We start from the raw sequence: 22032 nt of genomic DNA, 5'->3' as shown, positions 1-22032 counted from the left end.
GATAAAAGGGTTCAATCACTTCCAGCAGTTGAGTCCACGGCAACAAGTTGTCCATCCGGGATAAGAATATCTCTTTACGGGTCTGACGGCGCTTGCTGGAAAACTCACTATCGGCAAAAGTTAACTGTTGGCTCATGGGCGGTAATGGCTGTGATTTACTATGCAGCTATGATCTCACATCGGGCACTTATTCGCATCTTCCCTAAGGTTTTAAGTCATATTCATTTGCTTTTTAAATTAAGTAAAAAACTCAACACGCGGGGTGAATAGGTACGTATACATCGACCTATAATTAGTTTACGCAAGGTAACATGCCTTTATTTTGAACTTTCACTTGTCTTTGATAAAGAATATCATCCCGTGTTGTTTACTACTAAAGCGATTTTAGTATTAATAACAAGTTATTTAATCATTCCTAAGTGTTCTCTTATCAATGACGTGAACTCGCGACTTGCTTCAACCGAGGGCACATGCCCAGTTTGTTTTAATTCAGTCACAGGTGCGCTTAGGGTTTCTCCCAATGCTTGCAATGATGAGGTGGGTGTAGCGACATCATCTTCACCAGCAATAAGCAAAATAGGTGCACCATTAGGTTTAAGCTGTGTATGTGTGTCTCTGTCGCCAAGCCACGCACACAATAATCCGTAAGAGTGATCATCAACGTTCGCTAGCAAACCTTCCCATTGTGACAGTAACGTGGGGAAACGTTTGGTACTCACTGGGCTAAACCACCTTGGAACCAAGCTAGCTGCGAGTGTTTCAAGCCCTTGCTGAGTCACGTTTTTCTGGCGCTCCAGCCATGCTTCAGTGGTACCTATTTTCATCCCAGTATTAGTTAACACTGTGCTTAACAAGCGTTCTGGGTGGGAAATTAACAGTTGTTGACCTAACATACCGCCAATTGACGTACCCACGAAGTGAAACTTATCGATACCTAGTGAGTTACACAGGGTTAATAAGTCGTCAACTAACTGTGATCCATCAAGGCTTTTCGTGTTTGCGGGGAACGCTACGCTGTCACCGTGTCCAGGTAGGTCATAACGCAAAATGCTGAAGTTCACCATTAAGTCTGGTACGAGGTAGTCCCAAACACGCATATTCATACCCAACGGGTGAGCGAGCACTACAACAGGTTTGTGCTTAGTCTCAATGAACTGGTAGTGAATACCTTGCTCTGATATTGTCGCCATGTTGAGTTCCTAAATGCGTTTTAGCAGTGTCGCTATACCTTGGCCTACACCAATACACATACTGCATAGTGCGTAATCGGCCGAGGTTTGTTCAAATTGTAATGCGGCAGTATGCAGTAGGCGTGCCCCCGACATACCAAGTGGATGGCCAAGTGCAATGGCACCGCCATTGGGGTTCACTCTTGAGTCATCGGAACTGAGTCCAAGTTCCTGCATACAGGCCAATGCTTGTGCTGCAAACGCTTCATTAAGTTCAATTGTGCCAATATCGTCTAGGCTCAACTTTTGTTTTGCAAGCAATTTATTAACCGCTGGTACTGGGCCTATACCCATAATAGTGGGTTCAACGCCAGCGGTAGCCATCCCTTTAATTTGAGCAACAGGCGTTAAGTTATAGCGTTCAACGGCGGCTTCACTTGCTACAAGCATGGCAGATGCGCCATCGTTAATGCCCGATGCATTACCCGCGGTAACCGAGCCGTTTTCACGAAACGGTGCTTTTAGTTTTGCTAATGCTTCTAATGTAGTTTGAGGGCGTATATGTTCATCTTTGTCGATGACGATGGCATCGCCTTTTCTGGGCTGAAAGGTCACAGGTGTTATTTCTTTAGCAAAGCGGCCAGACGCTTGAGCTGCTGCCGCTTTTTGCTGAGACTGATACGCAAAGTTGTCTTGTGCTTCTCGGCTAATAGAGAATTTCGCTGCTACATTTTCTGCAGTCTCAGGCATGGTTTCTGTGCCATATTGCTGCTTTAACGCAGGGTTAATAAAGCGCCACCCCATGGTGGTATCTTCAAGTATCTGTGAGCGGTCAAATCCGTTTTGTGCTTTGCCCATCACAAATGGAGCTCGCGACATAGACTCAACGCCGCCAGCAAGAATAAGGTCTGCTTCACCTGATGCAATTGAACGGTAAGCAAGGCCAATGGCATCCATACCTGAACCACACAAACGATTAATTGTGGTGGCTGGTACCGAAAATGGCACGCCTGCAAGCAAAGTGGCCATTCTAGCCACGTTGCGGTTGTCTTCACCGGCTTGGTTGGCACAGCCGAAAAACGCATCATCAATGCTTTCTGCTGGTAGTTGAGGGCACTGCGCCAGAACTGCGCGAATAACTTGTGCAAGCAAATCATCTGGGCGAATGTTGGCTAGCCCACCTGCATAACGACCAATGGAAGAGCGGTTGGGGTTACATAAATAAACGTTCATTACGCAGTCTCCGTTTGGCTGTGCGCCGCTTCAGTAACGCGCTTTAGTTCTCTTAATACTTCGATTTCGCTGCTGGTGGGTTCATCAGTGGTTTGAAGTGTGTCAGCAAAGCGAATGTCCCAGCCAGTGGCATCGATTACCTGTTGCTTTGTAACGCCTGGGTGCAAACTCACCACAATAAGTTCATTGGTTTCATCTTCTGGCTTTAATATACAAAGGTCAGAAATCACCAAAGTGGGGCCTTTACCCAGCGTAGATTTGCCTTTGCGGCCTTGGCCGTCTCGACCAAAACCCAATGTGGTAATGAAGTCGACATCTTTAACAAAAGTGCGCTTTGAATGCCTTACGGTGATGATCACTTCTTTGGCATTGGTTGAAATTTCTGGTGCACCGCCACCGCCAGGAAGGCGAACTTTAGGGTTGGCATAACTGTGAGCGCCATCAGGGCCACTGTCTTTGTGCGATGCAGCGATAACTGTGGTGTTAATGTTGCCGTATCGGTCTACTTGTGCGGTGCCAAGGAAACCCACATCAATATGACCGCCTTGCAGCCAGTAACGGAACATTTCGGGAACCGAAACGGTGGTAAGCGCCGACTCACAAAGTTCACCATCCCCAATAGATAAAGGCAAAACCTGCGGCTTGGTTTCTATGGTACCTGACTCGTAAATAAGTGTTATGTCAGGGGCATGAGTAAGGCGTGCTAAGTTCGCTGCAGCACTTGGTAAGCCAATGCCCACAAAACAAGTCGAATTGTTATTCAGAGCACGGGCAGCGGTAATCGTCATCATTTCGTCTGAAGTATATTGTTCGGTCATGATTATTCTCCTGCTTGAAATACTTCTTCATCTAACCACTTTAAAAATGGCTCGCGCTCTCGGCTTATGCTGTCCCACTTCTTGTAGTAACTGTTGTCGCGCGGGTAGTAACCATGTGTATAAGACGGTTTAGCGCCAAACGGTACGGTGGCAATGGCGTTGATTGTCCAAGCGGGAAGTACACAACTATTTGGACCTGCTTCTAAGTCGTCCACAATTTCTTCGACGGTGACGATGCTATAGCGAGAAGAAAGCACAACTTCCTTTTGAACCCCTAAAATACCTTCAATGAGTACGTTTCCTGCGCGGTCTGCTTTTTGCGCATGAACTATGCCCACATCGGGTTTAATCGATGGCACTGCGGCAAGCGCTTCACCCGTAAACGGGCAAGTAACGGTTTTGATGTTGGGGTTCACGTGCTGTAGATCACTACCTACATAACCCCTGAATACCGCCATGGGTAAGCCTGATGCACCCGCTTCATAAGCATTTGCCATTGCCGCGTGACTGTGCTCTTCAATTTCGAGCGGAGCGGGGTAGCCGTGCTCAATGGCGTCACGTACGCGGTGTAAAGAACCTACACCTGGGTTTCCTCCCCATGAAAACACAAGTTTGCTCACACACCCGGCACCGACTAGCTGATCGTAAATAAGATCAGGGGTCATTCTTACCAATGTGAGGTTGCGACGTCCTTGGCGAATAATTTCATGCCCTGCGGCGAAAGGAATAAGGTGAGTAAATCCCTCTAATGCAACTGTGTCGCCGTCCTTAACGCCATCTTCAATAGCTTTTGAAAGTGTTGTAAATAGTGTCATAATAAAAGTTCGCAATACGAATGTTGATTCATAATGCGAACAAATTAATAATTTTGATTGTTTAGGTCAAGTAATAAATGTTAAAAAATTGCTAGGACGATCAGTCAAAGCAATTTATGTTGCTGAATTCATAAGAGAACTGGCACTTCGTTAAACAATAAGAAATAATTCGCAAGATCCAACAAGAGACACAGTGCATGAGTGAAGAAAAAATACCGTCAACCCATCGCGATTACATAAGCGCGCTTGCTACCGGACTAGAGGTGTTAGGGGCGTTTGATGGTCAAAACAAAGAAATGACCTTATCGCAAGTAGCTGAAAAAATGGGAATTGATAGGGCCAAAGCCCGTCGGTTTTTGCTTACATTGCATTCTCTTGGCTATATCCGTCGTGAGGGGCGACTCTTCGCCTTGGCACCTAAAGTGCTGTCGTTAGGGCAAGCTTATACCAGCAGCAATGGTTATATAGCAGTGGTCGAGCATTACCTTAAATCGATTACCGCAGAATTAGGGGAGTCGGCTTCTCTTGGGAAGTTAGATGGACAGTCGGTGGTGTACGTGGCGCGTTCTCCGGCATCACATCGTCTTATGTCGATTAACATAACAACGGGCACTCGACTGCCTGCACCGTATACGTCAATGGGACGAGTACTTGCAGCACATCTTGACGCTTCAGAATTAACAGCATGGGTGAATGAAGCACAGTTACACCCACATACTGAGAAGAGTATTACCACTGCACAGGCGTTAGAACAGGAACTAATTAAGGTTAAGCAACAAGGTTTTAGTATTGTTGATCAAGAGCTTGAAGCGGGGTTACGCTCGGTTGCTTTACCTGTATTTAGTGGCAAAGGCGAATTGCTGGGGGCGATGAACTTAAGTACCAATGCATTAAGGGTGAGCTTAGAAACCATCACCGAGCATTGTATTCCTGTACTTAAACATGCTGCTGAGCAAATAAGACAAGATCTGCGCTAACCCCTTTTAGGGGTAGCGACCTTCTATTCGGTTTTGCACCAGCTCATCTAATATCACCATGGCCGCAGCCATAATGTCATCTTCGGCTTCCTCGCGTTTACTGAGAAACACCGAGCTGTTTATGCCGTCGTCTTTAAGCCGAACAAACGCCACACCATCTCTGTTCATGCGCATCACTTGTTCAGGCACAAGGGTGAAGCCCATATCTGAGGCAACGAGACCCAGTGCAGTGCCTATGTCATTAACTTGCTGGGCCACTCTTACTCTCAACCCGCGACTGGCAAACAGATCCAAGCAGATGTTAGCAAAGGTTGGAGGCTTACCACCTGGGTAAGTAATTAACGGCAGTGTAGCGAGCTCTGCCATATCAACATCGTCATTAGCAAGTGGATGATGGATAGGTAGAGCGGCAAGGATAGGCTCGCTGAACAACAACTTCTGAGTCACATCGGCTTCTAGTGATGGCATCACAACCCGACCAAAACCCATATCAATTTTACCTGACTTGAGGGCTTCAATTTGTTCACCGGTTTTCATTTCGAGCAGTTCAACATCCACTTTGTGCTGCTGTCTTAAGCGCCTAACAAGCTGAGGAAGTTGCCCGTAAAAAATGGATGGAACAAAGCCAATTCTGAAAATTCGCTTTTTTCTTGCATCAATTCGCCGACTTTCTTCAACACATGAAGCTAACTTTTCAAGTATGAGTTGGGCCTGTTTCCAAAAGTATTCGCCAGCGGGGGTTAGGGTAATGCCACGGGCTTCTCGCTGAATGAGTTGAACACCAACCTCTTCCTCTAACTGTTTGATTTGTCTTGTTAAAGGTGGCTGGGCCATGAATATCTTTTCGGCCGCTCTGGTCATGTTCTTTTCTTCCGCTACCGCACAAAAGTAGCGTAAATGCCTTAACTCCACCATACCTCCTAGGTATCGATACTAACTAAATCAATATTGGTTGTTAACAAAAAATATTTGTAGGTTACACGCAGACATTTACTGGCAACACAAAATTAACATTTACATGATATCACAAATTCAAACTTACATTGTCGATATTCCTACGATACGACCACACAAATTGTCCATGACATCTATGGCGGTTCAGTCGATGGTTATCGTAAGAATTACCGACGACAACGGCCTTGAAGGTATTGGCGAAGGTACAACAATTGGTGGTCTCGCGTACGGCGCTGAGAGCCCAGAAAGTATCAAAACCAACATTGATACGTATTTAGCACCTTATTTGATTGGACAGTCAGTTGCCAGCCCTAAAGCATTAATTAACAAGTTACACCTTGCTTTTAAAGGCAACCCTATTGCCAAGTCTGCGGTGCAAACGGCCCTGCTTGATTTACTTGGTAAACAACTTGGTGTGCCAGTTTCAACCTTACTCGGTGGTGCTTGCAATAATCATTTGTCTTGTCTTTGGGTATTGGCTTCAGGCAATACTGAAAAAGACATTGAAGAAGCGAAAGGCCTAGTAGCCGAAAAGCGCCATAACATTTTCAAACTAAAAATTGGCTCTCGTTCGGTACGTGACGATGTAGCGCATGTGGGCAAGATCAAAGCAGCGTTAGGCGATGACGTAAGTATTCGCGTTGATGTTAATCAAGCGTGGAGCGAGTCTCAATCTACTTATGGTATGGCTGCACTACAAGAAGCCGGTATTGATTTAGTCGAGCAACCGACCCCTGCAAAAGATTTTGCCAGCCTAGTGCGTCTTTCTAAGAAATTTAACATCTGCATTTTGGCTGATGAATCTATTGCTGATAGTACAGATACCCTTTTGTTGGCTCAGCAAGGTTTCACCGGCTCAGTGGCACTTAAGATAGGCAAAGCAGGTGGACTGTTTGGTGCACTTGATGTGGCTGCTGTGTGTAACGCGGCAGGTATTGGACTATATGGCGGTACGCTGCTTGAAGGCACTGTGGGTACCACAGCCGCGTTACATGCATGGTCGACCCTACCTGTTATTGAATTTGGCACAGAGATGTTCGGCCCACTGCTGCAGTGCGATGACATCGTTAAATCCCCTCTAAATTATCACAACTTTGGCGTTGAAGTTCCTACGACAGCTGGGCTAGGGCTCGAAATCGATGAGGACAAATTACGTCAATACACCCGCAAGGCGAAGTAAGGAGCAAATATGTTATTCAAAGTTGAAATGACTGTGATACCGCCAGCACATCTGAGCGAAGAAGAATTTAATGCAATTAAGTTGAAAGAAAAAAACTATGCCGAAGGACTGCAGGAAGAAGGCATTTGGGTACACCTTTGGCGAGTGGCTGGTCAATACGCCAATGTGAGCATATTCGAGGTGAAGGATAACCAGCATTTACACGACGTACTAATGGGCTTACCGCTGTACCCCTTTATGACGATGAGTGTGACGCCTTTGTGTCAGCACCCTTCATCAATCAAATAAAAAACTAACAGGCAAAAACTCGCTGCATTGCAGCGCGGAGACTAAGACTATGACTACTATCAATACTTTACAAACTGAACATGTTCAAACGTTACTTAAGCGTGCCGCTGGCCTAGACAACGACAAAGGCAATCCTCGCACTAAAGAAATTATGCACCGCTTGCTAACTGACGTGTTCAAGATGATTGAAGACCTCGACATTACACAAGAAGAGTTTTGGCAAGGCGTTAACTACCTAAATGAATTAGGTGCGAATGGCGAAGCCGTGCTGCTTGCTCCAGGTTTAGGTTTTGATCATTTTCTTGATGTTCGTGAAGACGCTAAAGACGCTGCCATTGGTGAGCTAGGCGGTACACCACGTACTATTGAAGGTCCGTTGTATGTTGAAGGCGCGCCGACAAGTGAAGGCGAAGCAAGAATGGATGATGGTCAGTCACCTGGCCAAGAAATGTGGCTACATGGTCAGGTTGTTGATGAAGAAGGCAACCCAATTGCAGGCGCAGTTGTTGATATCTGGCATGCCGACGTGAAAGGTGCTTACTCGCATTTTGACCCATCTCAAACTCCGTTTAATTTACGTCGCCGCATCATTGCTGATGAGCAAGGCTGCTATCGCGCACGCAGTATTGTACCTAGCGGCTACGGTTGCCCTCCAGGTGGTTCAACGATGAAAGTGCTAGAAAGCCTTGGCCGTCATGGTAATCGCCCTGCGCACATTCACTACTTTGTAGCGAAAGACGGCTTTAAGCACCTTACTACGCAAATTAACTTAGCCGGTGATGAATACACCTATGACGATTTCGCTTTCGCAACGCGTGACGAATTGGTTGTTGAAGCAAAAAGTGTATCTGAGCCAGAGCAAATTAAAGCCATGGGCTTTAAAGACAACTACCTTGATGTGGAATTCAACATCACATTAATGGCAACGAAGAACGACGAGAAGCAAGACAAGCATGCTCGTGCCCGTGCAACTGTGGAGCAGGCGTAAGCCTGCTACCTTCGGGAGATAAATTATGTCAGCAACATTGAATCAACTAGAACAGAAGATCCGTGGTGCCGTTGAGGCCGACGAAGAGACGGGGCATTATCGCTGTGACCGTGGGATCTTTACCGACAAAGACTTATTTGATTTAGAAATTAAACACATCTTTGAAGGCAACTGGGTATTTTTGGCACATGAAAGCCAAATTCCCGAAATCGGTGACTATTACACTACTACAATTGGTCGCCAGCCGGTTGTTATTACACGTAACAAAGGCGGCGACCTAAATGCCATTTTAAATACGTGCTCGCACCGCGGTGCAACATTGTGTCGTCGTAAGCGCGGTAACAAAACGTCTTTTACTTGCCCCTTCCACGGTTGGACGTTTAACAACTCAGGCAAACTTTTAAAAGCGCGTGATCAGAAGAAAGGTGGTTACCCTGAGTCGTTCAATGTTGATGGCTCTCATGACCTTAAGCATATTGCACGTTTTGAATCGTATCGCGGCTTTTTGTTCGGTAGTTTGAATGCCGATGTATTACCGCTAGAGCAATATCTAGGTGAAACCACGAAGGTTATCGACAATATTGTGGATCAAGATCCAGAAGGTATCGAAGTTATTCGTGGTACTTCAACGTACACCTACGAAGGTAACTGGAAGCTTACTGCTGAAAACGGTGCTGATGGCTATCACGTTGGAACTGTTCACTGGAACTACTTATCAACGATGAGTCACCGCAATTATGAAGAAGGCGGTACAGAAGCAGTTGATGCGAAAAGCTGGTCGGGTGAGGGTGGTTTCTATTCGTTTGAAAATGGTCACATGATGTTGTGGACGCGTTTAACAAATCCAACTGCACGCCCTATTTATAGTCAACTAGAACGCCTTCAACAGGAAGTGGGTGAAGCGCGCGCTGACACCATTGTAAATCAAACGCGTAACTTGTGTTTGTACCCTAACGTATACGTGATGGACCAATTCTCAACACAAATTCGCGTACTTCGCCCTATTTCTGTGAATAAGACGGAAGTGTCTATTTACTGCTTTGCACCTAAGAGCGAGTCTGCTGAAAATCGTCAAAAGCGCCTTCGTCAGTACGAAGATTTCTTTAACGTATCTGGCATGGGAACACCGGACGACCTAGAAGAATTCAGAGGTTGTCAGCAAGGCTACGAAGCGCGTGATATGCGTTGGAACGATATGAGCCGAGGTGCAGCGCACTGGATGGAAGGCCCAGACGATTATGCCAAAGGTGTAGGTATGGACACAGTTGCGTCAGGTATCAAACCAGAAGATGAAGGCCTATACGTTCATCACCACAAGCATTGGGTAGAAGAAATGCTAAATGCGATTGAGCTAGAAAGAGCCAGTCATATTCCTGTTGTGCAAAAAGATTAAGAGGTGGCCGTGATGACTTATCAGGAAATTCAGGCGTTTGTATTTCGCGAAGCGCGTTTACTTGACGACCGTCAATGGGATGAGTGGCTAACGTGCTATCACCCAAAATGTGAATACTGGATGCCAGCATGGGATGATGATGATCAGTTAACTAACGATCCTCAAAAAGAAATCTCGCTCATTTATTACCCCAATCGCAATGGTTTGGAAGACAGGGTTTACCGCATAAAGACTGAGCGTTCGGGGGCGAGTATGCCAGAGCCGAGAACCACGCATCAGTGCAGTAATTTAGAAGTGCTGAGCCAAGACGAGACAACAGCGGAAATCCGCTACAACTTCAACACGCTTAGCCATCGCTATCGCGAGACATCACACTTCTTCGGAACCGTGTTTTGTTCATTGGATATCAGTGGTGAAACACCAGTGATTACGCGTAAAAAAGTGGTGTTGAACAACGATTATATCAACCAAGTTATTGATGTATATCACCTGTAAAGACGGAGAATTATTATGTCTTTCAAAGTAGCTCTTAATTTCGAAGACGGCGTAACGCGCGTTATCGAATGTAATGATGGTGAAACAGTGCTCGACGCTGCCTATCGCCATCAAGTGAAACTGCCAATGGACTGCTCTGATGGTGTTTGTGGAACCTGCAAAGGTAGCTGCAAGCAAGGTACTTACGACTTAGGTGATGAATACATCGATGAAGCGTTAACCGACGATGAAGCTGCTGATGGGTTAATTCTTACCTGTCAGATGTTGCCTCAATCAGACGTGGTGGTTTCTATTCCAGCGGCCTCTTCGCTGTGTGCATCAGGCCCGCAAAGCATTACAAGCACTATTACCAGTGTAAATGCGTTGTCGGACACCACCATTGAATTAAATGTCGCTTTGTCTGAGCCACTTGATTTCTTGCCCGGTCAGTACATTAATTTGGGGCTGCCAAACTCTGATGAGACCCGTGCGTATTCATTTAGCTCTTGTCCGGGAAGCAAAGACGCAAGCTTCCTTATTCGCAATGTGCCTAATGGCTTGATGAGTATTTACTTAAGCAAAAACGCCAATGCTGGCGACGTGCTTCCGGTAACCGGTCCACTCGGTAGTTTTTACTTGCGCGCAGTAGAGCGCCCAGTACTTATGCTAGCAGGCGGAACAGGGCTTGCACCTATTCTTTCTATGCTGGCGTCGCTTGTGCAGAACCCAACCAGTCAACCTGTGTATTTACTCTACGGTGTGACCAATGTGGATGACTTGGTGAAGCTTGAAGCCTTACAAGAATATGCCGATGCATTGGACAACTTTAGCTACGCTACAGTCGTCGTTAACCCAGATAGCGCACATGAGAAGTTGGGTTTTGTTACTGATCATATGGAAAGTGTTCCATTTGCACTGGCTGACGCCGATGCATATTTATGTGGACCTCCGCCAATGGTTGATGCCGTGCGTCAATACTTTAAAGATGCGGGCACAAACCCATATTCGTTCCACTACGAAAAATTCAACCCCAGCCAGCCTAAAGAGGAAGCCGCATGAGCTTGCGCTTCGACGGGCAGGTCATTGTAGTTACCGGCGCAGCGCAAGGCATTGGCCTTCGCGTTGCACAACGAGCTGCTACTGAGGGAGCAAAGTTGGTATTGGTGGACCGCTCAGCGCATGTTCAACAGATTGCCCAGTCACTCAATGAAAACGGCGCGGATGCTATTGCTGTAGAGGCTGACTTAGAAACCTACGAAGGTGCGCTTAATGCTATGAATACGGCATCGGCGCATTTTGGGCGAATCGATAAGCTTATCAATAATGTGGGGGGGACCATTTGGGCCAAACCCTACGAGCATTATCAAGCTGACGAAATTGAAAAAGAAGTTCGTCGTTCGTTGTTCCCCACGTTGTGGTGTTGTCGCGCAGTATTACCTGCCATGTTAGACAATGGAAAAGGCGCCATAGTGAATGTGTCTTCTGTTGCTACTCGTGGTGTAAACCGCGCGCCTTACGCCGCGGCAAAAGGGGGCGTGAATGCACTGACAGTGTCACTTGCCTTTGAGTATGCGCAGCACAATATTCGTGTGAATGCCACGGCACCAGGCGGAACCGACGCGCCTCAGCGTATTATTCCGCGCAACGAGTCTACACAAAGTGAGCAGGAAAAAATTTGGTATCAGCAAATTGTCGATCAGACCATTGATACCAGTTTTATGTCTCGTTACGGCACCCTAGATGAACAAGCATCTGCCATTTTGTATTTAGCTTCAGATGAAGCCAGCTATATTACAGGAACTATTTTGCCTGTTGCAGGTGGAGATTGTGGTTAAGTAACAAAAATAGAATACCGCGTTCCCAAGCTGTGCTATTCGCAGGTGATTTCTTGCGGGTAGCACGGCAACCAATGGAGTGACTTATGCAAAATCAGCCTACTTTCATTTCTTTTCCACCGTTAAAAGACTGGTCGTTGTCTGCTGCAGTAGCGGGGATCCTCGCATCAACAATGGGCTATGCAGGTCCACTGGTTATCTTGTTTCAAGTTGCCGAATCGGCGAATTTGAGCAGTGAGGTACTGACTTCTTGGATTTGGGGGATGTCTATTGCTAGCGGTTTACTATGTGGTTGGTTTAGCTTGCGCTATCGCATGCCCTTGCTTTTTGCATGGAATGCACCGGGTTCTGCCTTGCTCGTCACCTTAGTGCCGGGTATGCCGTGGGGCGATGTGATAGGCGCGTACATTATGTCTGGTGGCATTTTGTTGTTATTGGGAGTAACAGGGGCATTTGAGCGACTAGTGAACCGATTGCCTTTGGCCTTAGCCGCGGCACTGTTGGCAGGAATATTGGTTAACTTTTCCCTCGATCTCTTTTCTAAGATGACACAAGCGCCTTTACTGGGGCTGGTGATGTTCGCAGGCTATATTTTATTGCGTCACTTGCTACCGCGTTACGCAATCATGCTTACCGTTGCTATTGGGGTAGGGGTACTGGCCTTAAACTATGATTTGTCATTTCAACAAGTTGACTGGCAAATATCAACACCGCATTGGTACATGCCTAGTTTCTCACTCACTGCATTATTTAGTATTTCAATACCGCTTATGTTAGTTGCTGTGAGTGGCCAATTTATTACTGGTATCGCCATACTAAGGCAAGACAAGTATTCACCACCGTCAAATCAGATTGTTGCAGGTAGTGGGCTTATGAGTATTCTGTTTGCTCCAACGGCGTGCCATGGGGTGAATTTATCTGCAATAACCGCTGCCATTTGCACCGGCCCAGATGCCAACCCCGACCCTAAAAAACGCTATTTTGGCCCAGCTGTCGCCATGCTGTGGTACATCATGTTTGGGCTATTTAGCGCCGCGTTAGTGAGTGTGATCCAAGCGTTTCCCGCAGCGTTTATCGCAATGGTGGCCGGCATTGCACTTTTGGGGGCGCTGGAAGGGTCACTTTCTACAGCATTAAGCCAACCTGCAGACCGAGAAGCGGCGTTGTGTACCTTTCTTATTACCGCATCGGATTTGTCGTTATTAGGGCTTTCCTCCGCGTTTTGGGGGCTAGTCATTGGCGGCACTATCATTGTTGTTCAGCGCTATCTTAAAAAGTAACACCAGCAACAAAAGCAACACCGCTCCCAAGCAATTTTGACCCGCCAAATGGCGGGTTTTTTATTCGTGTATTTTTCCTTTAGGTTTGTTTGTTTTTAATTATTGGTGAATTAATTTACAAATAATGAACAAATTGTGGCGGGTGATTTTTGTCTACAAGAGCTCTCAATGTTCTTCCAAATCTGTTTGTAATTATCAATTAATAACAATGGTTTATATGTTTTTCAATGCATTGTTGTTCAACCTGTATACCGCAAAGCCATACCCGTTAAGTATTGCGAGTCACTCATTTGGTATTGGTTTGTGATTTATCTTCACAGTAAGTTCCTTGCTTAGAAACAATTGAATAACACAAAATTTACAAAGGCGGGTTGCCTTAACGTCAGTTGTTTCTGTTTATCACACACATGCTTGGCACATTTACAACGGAGAACTGAATGAATACTTTAAAACAAAAAACACTCATCAAGCCCCTACTTGCCTCGTCACTATCGGTTGGTTTAGCGCTTGCTACTGGCGCAGAGGCAGCGAACCTAGCTGACACCGAGGTGAAATTCTCTGGTTATATCAAAGTTGACGCAATGTATAGCGACTACTCAAACGGTGAAGGTGTTGGCCCTGGACGTGATATTTACGTACCGTCTTTGGTACAAACGGGCGCCACCGACGATGGGCTAGGTGGCCGATTTGATGCGCACGCAAAACAGTCTCGTTTCAGATTTACTACCAATACGCCAGTAGACGGTGAAGACGTCATTACCGGTGTGTTTGAATTTGACTTTCTATTGACATCTGGTGGTGATGAGCGAGTGAGCAACTCCTATACGCCACGTATGCGACATGCTTACTTGAAATACAACAACTGGCTTATTGGTCAAACTTGGTCAACTATCATGGACCTAGGCGCTTTGGTTGAATCAGTAGATTTTATTGGTACGACAGACGGTGTGGCTTTTACTCGTCAACCACAAATTCGTTATTCAAATAACGGTTTTGAAGTGGCGTTGGAAAACCCTGAGACAACCGTTGGTACTACCACTACCGCGCAAATTACGACAGATGACAATTCTGTACCTGATCTCATTGGTACTTATACGATGAAAGCCAGCTGGGGTCATGTGAAAGTGGGCGGTATCTTGCGTCAGCTTGCTTATGAAACACAAGGCGAAGATTACTCAGACACGGGTATTGCACTATCGCTTTCATCGCGCATTAACTTGAGCAATGGCGATGATATTCGCATTCAAGTAGCTAGTGGTTCGGGCTTAGGTCGTTATGTTGGCGTAAATGCTGCCAATGGTGCCTTCCTAGACGATGAAGGTAACTTTGATGCCATTGATGCAACCGCGGTTACTGTAGCTTACCGCCACTTATGGAGCGAAAGCGCTCGTACCAATCTTATTTTCTCTTCATTAGATGTAGACACCGTCGAGGGCATGGTGGGCTCGCGCACACATGACGTTTACAGCACGCGTATTAACTACATCTACAACATTACTAAGCCGCTATCGGTTGGCTTGGAATATACCTACGCAAAGCGTGAAACTGTTGACGGTTTCGACGGCGATATGAGCCGCGTTCAAGCAATGGCGAAATACGCTTTTTAACATTCACCTACCACAATACGAGTAACTTACCATGATATTTAAAAATAAAACGCTCAGAAAAGTCGTCTTGGCCAGTAGTGTGATGGCGACAAGTGTATTGTCAGGTATGTCTGCACATGCCGACGAATCTCCCATAAAAATTGGCGTAATGCTGCCATACAGTGGTGTTTACGCTGGGTTGGGTGAGGCTGCTACTAACGGCCTGAAGCAAGCCCTAAAAGAAAAGGGCAATACTATTGCCGGTCGCCCTGTTGAATTCATCATTAGCGACACTGAAGCAAAGCCTGCTCGCGCTCCAGAGTTAACCTCTGCAATGACCGATAAAGACAATGCCGATTTCATTATTGGCCCGGTTCACTCAGGGGTAGCAATGGGCATGATTAAATCGGTTAGAAACAAAGACTCTATCATGATCATTCCCAATGCAGGTGCTAACGCTGCAACAGGTGCATTCTGTCAGCCGAATGTGTTCCGCACATCTTTTTCGTCTTGGCAAACTGCTTACCCAATGGGTAATCAAGCCATTGAAATGGGCTATAAAAAGGTGGTGACACTAAGTTGGAACTACGGGTTTGGAAAAGAGTCGCTTGCCGCGTTTTCAGAATCATTTGAAGCTGCTGGTGGCGAAGTGGTTAAGGAAATTTTCGTACCGTTTCCAAAAACAGAGTTTCAGTCTTACCTAACTGAAATTGCCTCAATAAAGCCAGATGCTGTATTTGTGTTCTTTGCCGGTGGTGGCTCGGTTAAGTTTGTTAAAGACTACGACGCCATGGGGCTTAAAGGCAAAATTCCACTTATTGGTTCTGGTTTCTTAACAGAAGGCACCATTGAAGCGCAAGGTGAAGCCGCTGACGGCCTATTCACCACACTACACTACGCCGATACTTTGGATAACCCTAAGAACAAAGCGTTCAGAGCCGAGTATTTGTCATTGTACAACAAGCCTGCTGACCTATACGCCGTGCAAGGGTATGACGCAGGCCAACTGATCATTCAAGCCGTGGAAGCAACCAAGGGTAATACCGCTGACAAAAAAGCTCTGATAAAGGCAATGGAAGGTGTTGAAATTGATAGCCCGCGCGGCAGCTTCCATTTCTCTAAGGCGCACAATCCAATTCAAAACATCTATTTAAGAAAGGTTGAGAACGGAGAAAACGTGGTGGTTAAAACCGCTGCAGCGAACCTGAATGACCCAGCACGTGGTTGTCGTTTATAAGTTATTGCAAGTAGGGAAGCCCATGGGCTTCCCCATAGAGGTATAAAAATGGAAATGTCGCTTTTCCTCGTGCAATTACTAAACGGTATTCAGTATGGGCTGTTACTGTTTTTGGTTGCATCAGGTCTCACATTAGTTTTTGGCGTTATGGGTATCTTGAACCTTGCTCATGGCTCTATGTATATGATTGGCGCCTATTTGGTGTATTACTTTGCCGCCATGACAGACAGCTTTTGGTTAGCTGTGGTCATTGCTTGCAGTATTGCTATGGTCATAGGCGTAATTATTGAGCGCTTTCTTATAGTGCATTTATACAAGCGCGACCACCTTGATCAGGTGCTGCTAACGGTTGGTTTAATCTTTATTTTTAACGCGGCACAAAGCTTCATTTGGGGTAACGACCCTCTGGGGGTTGATGTACCTGAGCTGCTGTCATCGTCAATTCAAATTACCGATATTGTTGAATATCCGGTTTATCGCTTGTTCCTGTCGGTATTGTGTGTGGGTATTGCCATAGGCATGTATTACGTCATCAACAATACCAAGCTTGGCATGATGATCCGCGCCGGTGAGTCTAACCGTGAAATGGTTGAGAACTTGGGCGTGAATATCGGCACATTATTTACTGTCGTTTTCGCCGTTGGCGTTACCTTATCTGCCTTGGCCGGTATTGTTTCTGCGCCTGTGGTGAGTTTAGTACCTGGTATGGGAGAGCGCGTACTCATTTCATGCTTTGTTGTAGTGGTTATTGGGGGAATGGGCTCAATAAAAGGGGCTTTTGTGGCGGCCTTGCTAGTAGGCATTGTTGACACGTTCGCATCTGTGCTGTTGCCCGGCATGTCGAGTATGACAATTTACTTGCTAATGGCACTTATCCTTATTTTTAAACCACAAGGGCTTTTCAAAAGTTAAGGTTGTACGATGTCTGTATTTTCTAGCAAAGCTGAAAAAGTATTTATTTTTGCGTTTTTCTTTATTGCCTTGGGTATTCCCTTATTTTTCAATGAGAACACGTTTTACGTAAACAAAATCTCCACCATGCTGATTTTGTCTATTTTTGTTATGTCTTTGGACTACTTGGTGGGAAGAACTGGCCTTATCACCCTTGGTCACGCCATGTTCTACGGATTAGGCGGATACTTATTTGCCATTATGATCCCCGAATACGAAGTGGTTAACTTTTGGTTGTATACCTTTTATGTCATGGCCGCTAGCGGTGTTATCGCACTTATTGTTGGCTTTATTGTGCTAAGAACCAGCGGTATTTATATGATCATGATCACGCTGGCATTGGCGCAAATGACCTTTTATTTCTTTGCCGACTCAACGGAATACGGCGGCTTAGACGGGCTATTTATTTATCTAAAACCCGAGACCAGCATTTTTGGTTTGAATTTCTTAGATTTAGATAACGAGAACCACTTCTATTACCTGTGCTTGCTATCGCTATTTAACTGCTACGTGTTTTGTAAAGTTAGTTTGCATTCTCGGTTTGGGCGGGTGATTGACGCAATAAAAGAAAACCCTGAGCGTGCCACTGCACTTGGCTACAACATCTTCCACTTCCGTTTAGTGTCGTATGTATTGTCTTCGTCACTTGCTGCTTACGCAGGCTACTTGTTCTCGCTTCAATACGGTTTTGTTAATCCAACCATGATGAGTTGGGAAGTCTCTGCTTCTGCATTAGTCATGGCTATTTTAGGTGGCCTGGGCACTATTTTTGGGGCAATTCTAGGTGTATTCGTTTACGAGAGCTTGCACTACGGCATTGAACACATGACACAGTATTGGATGTTCTGGATGGGCTCGCTCATCATCTTAATGGTGCTGCTACTAAAAAGTGGTATTGCTGGGCTAATTGAGCAGTTGGTTGGAGGGAAACGCAAATGAGTGAATGTATCTTACAAGCTGAAAACCTTTCAAAACACTGGGGCGGGTTAAAGGCGCTCAACGAATTTAATATTAAGTTCTACGACAAGTCACTACATAGCATTGTGGGCCCTAATGGCGCGGGCAAAAGCACCATGCTGAATATATTGTGCGGTACATATCCGGCAACTAAGGGGGTAATTTTGTATCGCGGTGAAAATATTACGGGGCTTAAAAGTCATCAGTTCTGCCGCAAAGGCATAGGGCGAAGCTTTCAGAAAACCAATATTTTCAAAGATGCCACATGCCTGGAAAACTGCTGCATTGCCGCCCAACAACGGGTGGGTAGCAGCTTCAATATGTTTAAGTCGAAGCATTCAAGTAAGCATGTAACTGCGATTGCCGAAGATGCCCTTGAACAGGTTGGGTTATTGAAGCAAGCCAATACCAAAGCCAGCGCCATTAGTTATGGTGAGCAGCGTCAACTAGAAATTGCCATGGTATTGGCGACCGACCCCCAAGTGCTTTTGCTTGATGAGCCAATGGCGGGCATGGGCCATGAAGAGTCGCTGATCATTATTGACCTACTTAAGTCGCTGAAAAAGCGCTACTGCATTGTGCTGGTAGAGCACGACATGGATGCCGTTTTTGAGCTATCTGACCTAATGACCGTGATGGTGGACGGGCAGCATTTGATCACCGATGTGGTAGATAACATTCGAGCAAACCCTTTAGTTCAAGAAGCCTATCTGGGCAACGATGACGAGGTATTTTAACGTGACAGACAACATTCTAGAGGTAAAAGGCATTCATACCTTATACGGGGAAAGCCATATTCTGCACGGGGTATCTTTTGCCATTAAAAAAGGGCAGACCGTAAGTATTATGGGCCGCAACGGCATGGGCAAGTCCACAACGTTGAAATCTATTTTGGGTATTGTAAAGCCGCGTAGTGGCGCTGTGTTGTACAAGGGCAAAGAAATTGATGCTCTGCCCACGTGGAAACGCATGCGTAACGACATTGCTTATGTGCCAGAAGGGCGGGGCATGTTTCACAACTTAACAGTGAAAGAGCACTTACAAATGGCTGCGCGCAAAAATTCGCGAGGTGAAGCGCACTGGACTTATGCCAAGGTGCTTGAGGTATTCCCTCGTTTAAAAGAACGCTTAACCAATAAAGGTACTCAACTCTCTGGCGGTGAACAGCAGATGCTAGCTATAGGTAGAGCCCTTTTGACCAACCCTGATTTGCTGATACTCGATGAAGCCACAGAAGGCTTAGCACCGCTCATTCGCAAAGAGATTTGGGATGTTATTCGCAAAATTAAAGAAACCGGTGTGTCGACCATTATTGTGGATAAAAACATTAAGGTATTGCAGACGCTGTGCGACCAGCACATTCTTATTGTGAAAGGGAAAGTGCAATTTAACGGTGACTCGCAAGCCCTTGAGGAAAATCGCGCATTTATTGAAACCAGCCTTGCGGTTTAATTGCGCTGTAATACGGTGAGAAGCTGGGGTAGCATGACGCCCACTTGGATGAAGAGGCAGCAACAAAATGGATGACGACAAAGCAATTGCAACCCGAAAAGGCATTGGCTCTCTTGAACTAGGGCTTGAGGTATTAGAGTTAATCTCTGAGCACAGCGGCCCTATCTCGCTAACCAAGTTATCTGAGCTGGCAGAAATGAGCCCCAGTCGGCTTCACAAATACTTGGTTAGCTTGACTAAGCTTGGCTATGTGTCGCAATTAGACAATGCCAAATACATGCTTTCAAACAGCAGTATTCGCTTGGGCATGTCGGCACTAAAACATTCAAACCCCGTCCAAGTGGCCTTTGAATATGCAGACAAGCTACACCAAGAATTAGATAAAACGATTACTGTAACCATTTGGAATGGAGATGTACCGTTAGTGATAAAGTGGTTAGACTCTAGTCACTTTTTGGCGGTGAATATTCGTTTGGGCTCAGAGTTGTCGCCATTTACCTCTGCTGCTGGGCGTATTTTCTTATCCCATCTACCTAAACTGCGCTGTAAGGCGTTAGTTGAACACTACTACGATTCCCCCGCACCTATGCCACGCTACATGGGCAAGCCTATAAAAAAAGCGGTGTTCTACGAATTGTTAGAAGACATAAAACAAAGCAACTTGTGCTGTTTTAAAGAAGATTTTCTGCCCGACATTAATGTAGTAAGTGCGCCTATCTTTAGTTTAGACGGTTCGGTAAGCACCGTTATTAGCTTGTTGGGCAACAGCAAAGAAACACCGGTAAATGCAAAAAGCATATACGTACAAGCCGTGAAAAAGGCTAGTAATGAGGCTACCTGTAAGATATCTGGACAGCTTAGAGCAACCTCAGAAAAAGACTCTTTTTAAGTTGAGTCTTAAATGATAAAGAAGCCGGCTTTACCCCCAACTTGGCTTTTTTAAAAATGAAGTTATGCAAGTGTGACTTTGTAGAGGTGGTATATGTAAATGCCTGTACTACGTTGATTCAATGCGCCATTCGTCTTATGCAGATTTAATTACTGTTAATGTGTATTAACATAACCGAAAAATATCTATATAAAAAAGTTAGCTATTGGCAATAAGCCATATATACTCGTAGTAAGCGCATTATTTTTTCTTTGCAAATGAGTATTTATGGCTAAGCAGTTAGCAAGACACGACATCGACGAAACGCTCTACCTTTTCCAGCAAGATAACAGCAAAAAGTGGTACGCCCGTTTTCAACTTTTCGGGAAATGGCACTGCAAATCAACTAAACAAGTTGATAAAGAAGAAGCTGTAGCAGCGGCTAGATTGCTACGCATGGAGTGGAAAATAAAAGCGGAAATAGGAACTCTTACAACGAGCAAGCGTTTTCGCGATGTAGCTGCGAAGAGTATTCTAGCTATGGAACATGAGCTTGCGCACGGCGGCGGTAAAGTTAGCTACAAAGACTACATGGGAGCTTTGAAAAAATATCACATTCCATTTTTTTGACCGCACTTATATCACTTCTAATGACCAAGACAAGCTTAAAGAGTTCGACATTTGGCGAATACAAAAGGCTGGTAAGGTTCTCAAAAAGTCTACTCTAGTAAATCATAACGCGGCGCTACAAATGGTGTTTAAAGCTGCGGTCGAAAACCAATGGATGTTATCAGTTCAAGTGCCAGTATTAAGCAACAAAGGAGAGCAGGGGGCTAGACGTGCTGCTTTCAGTGAAGTTGAATATGAGAAGGTTGTTGAAACTTTAGAAAACATGAGGGACAACAGCCGCAAGAAAAAGACTAGACAAATAAGAGAGTTGTTGCTTGATTATGCTGACGTAGTCATCAATACAGGTATTCGTCCTGGCACTGAAATGGAAGAGCTGACTTGGTCTGACATCCTAATGACAAGGCAAGAGCATCAAGTCATTTTCAAAATTAAAGTAAGGAAGGGTAAGACTACAAAACACACGGGAACGAGAACCATCGTGTGTAAAGATGAGTTCGTGTTCCCCCTAATGAACTTAATGGAGCGTTTTCCTAATCGTCGGCCGTCTGACAAGATATTTGTACTAGCTGACGGTTCTAGTACCAACGAATTAGGCAGAACCTTTGTATCAGCACTAGAGGAAGCAGAACTAAAGACCAGCCCAGATAGTTTTCAGCCCTTTCCATTCAGGGAACCTATTCACTAACGATGCCGCATCCATAACATGGTACGCTCTCGCTTCGCCTCGTCCATGATGTTTTTCTAGGCAAATCACTTCCTTGTTTATGGCACCCGAAAGTTCATTGCGCACGGCATCATGAAGTTCCTTTTGATTGCCTTTTAGGGCCAGAAGGTAATCGCCACCGCTTTGGGGTACTAGGGATTTTCCCCTCTAAAGTAACATAGAACGCTACAGGCTTTGTATTATATAGCCTCCAGCTGTGGGTTACTTTCGTTTCCAAGCTTAA

General features: G+C 45.5%; 23 protein-coding genes and 1 pseudogene. 18 read left to right on the top strand and 6 right to left on the bottom strand.

All coding sequences use genetic code 11. The features are described 5' to 3' along the window. The 5 genes and pseudogenes from MHN09_RS18400 to MHN09_RS18380 all read right to left on the bottom strand — a co-directional run. Nucleotides 1-136: pseudogene (locus tag MHN09_RS18400) on the bottom strand (IS5/IS1182 family transposase); the annotation flags it as partial. Between the two features lie 265 nt (nucleotides 137-401). Continuing rightward, entirely contained in the window at nucleotides 402-1190 is a 789-nt protein-coding gene (locus MHN09_RS18395; protein ID WP_202942913.1) for an alpha/beta fold hydrolase, read from the bottom strand. Nucleotides 1191-1199: 9 nt separating this feature from the next. After that, nucleotides 1200-2402: a 3-oxoadipyl-CoA thiolase gene (pcaF, locus tag MHN09_RS18390; protein WP_202942912.1), complete on the bottom strand. Its 1203-nt coding sequence runs from the start codon at nucleotides 2400-2402 to the stop codon at nucleotides 1200-1202. Continuing rightward, the gene (locus MHN09_RS18385) at nucleotides 2402-3220 is read right to left on the bottom strand and encodes a CoA-transferase subunit beta (RefSeq protein ID WP_069944879.1); all 819 of its coding nucleotides are present in this window, start codon (nucleotides 3218-3220) and stop codon (nucleotides 2402-2404) included. Before MHN09_RS18385 ends, pcaF begins: the two co-directional genes overlap by 1 nt. Before the next feature lie 2 nt (nucleotides 3221-3222). Next, on the bottom strand, nucleotides 3223-4035 hold the full coding sequence (locus MHN09_RS18380) for a CoA transferase subunit A (RefSeq protein ID WP_187447496.1): 813 nt from the start codon (nucleotides 4033-4035) through the stop codon (nucleotides 3223-3225). Nucleotides 4036-4232: 197 nt separating this feature from the next. Between MHN09_RS18380 and MHN09_RS18375 the strand changes: the two genes are divergently transcribed. Then, on the top strand, nucleotides 4233-5012 hold the full coding sequence (locus MHN09_RS18375; RefSeq protein WP_069944877.1) for an IclR family transcriptional regulator C-terminal domain-containing protein: 780 nt from the start codon (nucleotides 4233-4235) through the stop codon (nucleotides 5010-5012). A gap of 6 nt (nucleotides 5013-5018) precedes the next feature. Here MHN09_RS18375 and MHN09_RS18370 read toward each other — a convergent pair whose 3' ends face one another. Continuing rightward, nucleotides 5019-5927 (bottom strand): LysR family transcriptional regulator, encoded by a 909-nt coding sequence (locus tag MHN09_RS18370; RefSeq protein ID WP_218309926.1) that lies wholly within the window; start codon nucleotides 5925-5927, stop codon nucleotides 5019-5021. Between the two features lie 103 nt (nucleotides 5928-6030). On the opposite strand from MHN09_RS18370, the gene MHN09_RS18365 reads away from it, so the two are divergent. The 17 genes from MHN09_RS18365 to MHN09_RS18285 all read left to right on the top strand — a co-directional run bounded on the left by MHN09_RS18365 (nucleotide 6031) and on the right by MHN09_RS18285 (nucleotide 21770). Beyond that, nucleotides 6031-7146 carry a muconate/chloromuconate family cycloisomerase gene (locus MHN09_RS18365; protein WP_202942911.1) on the top strand — a complete coding sequence of 372 codons (1116 nt, stop codon included), beginning with the start codon at nucleotides 6031-6033 and terminating at the stop codon, nucleotides 7144-7146. Nucleotides 7147-7155: 9 nt separating this feature from the next. Continuing rightward, nucleotides 7156-7434 carry a muconolactone Delta-isomerase family protein gene (locus tag MHN09_RS18360; protein WP_014977317.1) on the top strand — a complete coding sequence of 93 codons (279 nt, stop codon included), beginning with the start codon at nucleotides 7156-7158 and terminating at the stop codon, nucleotides 7432-7434. A 49-nt stretch (nucleotides 7435-7483) separates the two neighbouring features. After that, nucleotides 7484-8422 carry a catechol 1,2-dioxygenase gene (gene catA, locus MHN09_RS18355; protein ID WP_069944874.1) on the top strand — a complete coding sequence of 313 codons (939 nt, stop codon included), beginning with the start codon at nucleotides 7484-7486 and terminating at the stop codon, nucleotides 8420-8422. Nucleotides 8423-8447: 25 nt separating this feature from the next. After that, nucleotides 8448-9815, top strand: a complete 1368-nt coding sequence (locus MHN09_RS18350) for a Rieske 2Fe-2S domain-containing protein (protein WP_202942910.1) — start codon at nucleotides 8448-8450, stop codon at nucleotides 9813-9815. A gap of 3 nt (nucleotides 9816-9818) precedes the next feature. Next, on the top strand, nucleotides 9819-10310 hold the full coding sequence (gene benB / locus MHN09_RS18345) for a benzoate 1,2-dioxygenase small subunit (RefSeq protein ID WP_338024832.1): 492 nt from the start codon (nucleotides 9819-9821) through the stop codon (nucleotides 10308-10310). Between the two features lie 15 nt (nucleotides 10311-10325). Continuing rightward, a complete protein-coding gene (gene benC / locus MHN09_RS18340) occupies nucleotides 10326-11348 on the top strand; it encodes a benzoate 1,2-dioxygenase electron transfer component BenC (RefSeq protein WP_069944871.1) in 1023 nt (340 codons plus the stop codon). Beyond that, nucleotides 11345-12124 (top strand): 1,6-dihydroxycyclohexa-2,4-diene-1-carboxylate dehydrogenase, encoded by a 780-nt coding sequence (locus MHN09_RS18335; protein ID WP_069944870.1) that lies wholly within the window; start codon nucleotides 11345-11347, stop codon nucleotides 12122-12124. The genes benC and MHN09_RS18335 overlap by 4 nt, the downstream gene beginning before the upstream one ends. A gap of 86 nt (nucleotides 12125-12210) precedes the next feature. Further along, nucleotides 12211-13404, top strand: a complete 1194-nt coding sequence (locus MHN09_RS18330) for a benzoate/H(+) symporter BenE family transporter (RefSeq protein ID WP_069944869.1) — start codon at nucleotides 12211-12213, stop codon at nucleotides 13402-13404. Between the two features lie 437 nt (nucleotides 13405-13841). Beyond that, complete coding sequence (locus tag MHN09_RS18325) at nucleotides 13842-15011, top strand: DcaP family trimeric outer membrane transporter (protein ID WP_069944868.1); 1170 nt, start codon at nucleotides 13842-13844, stop codon at nucleotides 15009-15011. A 31-nt stretch (nucleotides 15012-15042) separates the two neighbouring features. Beyond that, nucleotides 15043-16227: an ABC transporter substrate-binding protein gene (locus MHN09_RS18320; RefSeq protein WP_069944867.1), complete on the top strand. Its 1185-nt coding sequence runs from the start codon at nucleotides 15043-15045 to the stop codon at nucleotides 16225-16227. A gap of 48 nt (nucleotides 16228-16275) precedes the next feature. Continuing rightward, nucleotides 16276-17139 (top strand): branched-chain amino acid ABC transporter permease, encoded by an 864-nt coding sequence (locus MHN09_RS18315; RefSeq protein WP_014977307.1) that lies wholly within the window; start codon nucleotides 16276-16278, stop codon nucleotides 17137-17139. A gap of 9 nt (nucleotides 17140-17148) precedes the next feature. Then, nucleotides 17149-18117 carry a branched-chain amino acid ABC transporter permease gene (locus MHN09_RS18310; RefSeq protein ID WP_202942908.1) on the top strand — a complete coding sequence of 323 codons (969 nt, stop codon included), beginning with the start codon at nucleotides 17149-17151 and terminating at the stop codon, nucleotides 18115-18117. After that, nucleotides 18114-18872, top strand: coding sequence for an ABC transporter ATP-binding protein (locus tag MHN09_RS18305; RefSeq protein ID WP_069944864.1), 759 nt, complete (start codon nucleotides 18114-18116; stop codon nucleotides 18870-18872). The genes MHN09_RS18310 and MHN09_RS18305 overlap by 4 nt, the downstream gene beginning before the upstream one ends. A gap of 1 nt (nucleotide 18873) precedes the next feature. Beyond that, nucleotides 18874-19587: an ABC transporter ATP-binding protein gene (locus tag MHN09_RS18300; RefSeq protein ID WP_202942907.1), complete on the top strand. Its 714-nt coding sequence runs from the start codon at nucleotides 18874-18876 to the stop codon at nucleotides 19585-19587. Nucleotides 19588-19654: 67 nt separating this feature from the next. Then, on the top strand, nucleotides 19655-20476 hold the full coding sequence (locus MHN09_RS18295) for a helix-turn-helix domain-containing protein (RefSeq protein WP_202942906.1): 822 nt from the start codon (nucleotides 19655-19657) through the stop codon (nucleotides 20474-20476). 267 nt (nucleotides 20477-20743) lie between these two features. Further along, nucleotides 20744-21085 carry a hypothetical protein gene (locus tag MHN09_RS18290; protein WP_232380371.1) on the top strand — a complete coding sequence of 114 codons (342 nt, stop codon included), beginning with the start codon at nucleotides 20744-20746 and terminating at the stop codon, nucleotides 21083-21085. A 121-nt stretch (nucleotides 21086-21206) separates the two neighbouring features. Continuing rightward, nucleotides 21207-21770 carry a hypothetical protein gene (locus MHN09_RS18285; RefSeq protein WP_232380370.1) on the top strand — a complete coding sequence of 188 codons (564 nt, stop codon included), beginning with the start codon at nucleotides 21207-21209 and terminating at the stop codon, nucleotides 21768-21770. The last annotated feature ends 262 nt before the right edge of the window (nucleotides 21771-22032 follow it).

Source organism: Alteromonas sp. MmMcT2-5 (genome assembly GCF_022348315.1).
GTDB lineage: Bacteria > Pseudomonadota > Gammaproteobacteria > Enterobacterales > Alteromonadaceae > Alteromonas > Alteromonas macleodii.
This window is presented reverse-complemented; position numbering and strand designations above follow the sequence as displayed.

Coding starts and splice junctions, on each gene's coding strand:
- MHN09_RS18315 (WP_014977307.1), top strand. CDS start 16,276: ATGGAAATGTCGCTTTTCCTCGTGCAATTACTAAACGGTATTCAGTAT.
- MHN09_RS18360 (WP_014977317.1), top strand. CDS start 7,156: ATGTTATTCAAAGTTGAAATGACTGTGATACCGCCAGCACATCTGAGC.
- MHN09_RS18375 (WP_069944877.1), top strand. CDS start 4,233: ATGAGTGAAGAAAAAATACCGTCAACCCATCGCGATTACATAAGCGCG.
- MHN09_RS18380 (WP_187447496.1), bottom strand. CDS start 4,035: ATGACACTATTTACAACACTTTCAAAAGCTATTGAAGATGGCGTTAAG.
- MHN09_RS18310 (WP_202942908.1), top strand. CDS start 17,149: ATGTCTGTATTTTCTAGCAAAGCTGAAAAAGTATTTATTTTTGCGTTT.
- benC (WP_069944871.1), top strand. CDS start 10,326: ATGTCTTTCAAAGTAGCTCTTAATTTCGAAGACGGCGTAACGCGCGTT.
- MHN09_RS18325 (WP_069944868.1), top strand. CDS start 13,842: ATGAATACTTTAAAACAAAAAACACTCATCAAGCCCCTACTTGCCTCG.
- MHN09_RS18305 (WP_069944864.1), top strand. CDS start 18,114: ATGAGTGAATGTATCTTACAAGCTGAAAACCTTTCAAAACACTGGGGC.
- catA (WP_069944874.1), top strand. CDS start 7,484: ATGACTACTATCAATACTTTACAAACTGAACATGTTCAAACGTTACTT.
- MHN09_RS18320 (WP_069944867.1), top strand. CDS start 15,043: ATGATATTTAAAAATAAAACGCTCAGAAAAGTCGTCTTGGCCAGTAGT.
- pcaF (WP_202942912.1), bottom strand. CDS start 2,402: ATGAACGTTTATTTATGTAACCCCAACCGCTCTTCCATTGGTCGTTAT.
- MHN09_RS18395 (WP_202942913.1), bottom strand. CDS start 1,190: ATGGCGACAATATCAGAGCAAGGTATTCACTACCAGTTCATTGAGACT.
- MHN09_RS18330 (WP_069944869.1), top strand. CDS start 12,211: ATGCAAAATCAGCCTACTTTCATTTCTTTTCCACCGTTAAAAGACTGG.
- MHN09_RS18350 (WP_202942910.1), top strand. CDS start 8,448: ATGTCAGCAACATTGAATCAACTAGAACAGAAGATCCGTGGTGCCGTT.
- MHN09_RS18285 (WP_232380370.1), top strand. CDS start 21,207: ATGGTGTTTAAAGCTGCGGTCGAAAACCAATGGATGTTATCAGTTCAA.
- MHN09_RS18365 (WP_202942911.1), top strand. CDS start 6,031: ATGATATCACAAATTCAAACTTACATTGTCGATATTCCTACGATACGA.
- MHN09_RS18290 (WP_232380371.1), top strand. CDS start 20,744: ATGGCTAAGCAGTTAGCAAGACACGACATCGACGAAACGCTCTACCTT.
- MHN09_RS18295 (WP_202942906.1), top strand. CDS start 19,655: ATGGATGACGACAAAGCAATTGCAACCCGAAAAGGCATTGGCTCTCTT.
- MHN09_RS18335 (WP_069944870.1), top strand. CDS start 11,345: ATGAGCTTGCGCTTCGACGGGCAGGTCATTGTAGTTACCGGCGCAGCG.
- MHN09_RS18385 (WP_069944879.1), bottom strand. CDS start 3,220: ATGACCGAACAATATACTTCAGACGAAATGATGACGATTACCGCTGCC.
- MHN09_RS18370 (WP_218309926.1), bottom strand. CDS start 5,927: ATGGTGGAGTTAAGGCATTTACGCTACTTTTGTGCGGTAGCGGAAGAA.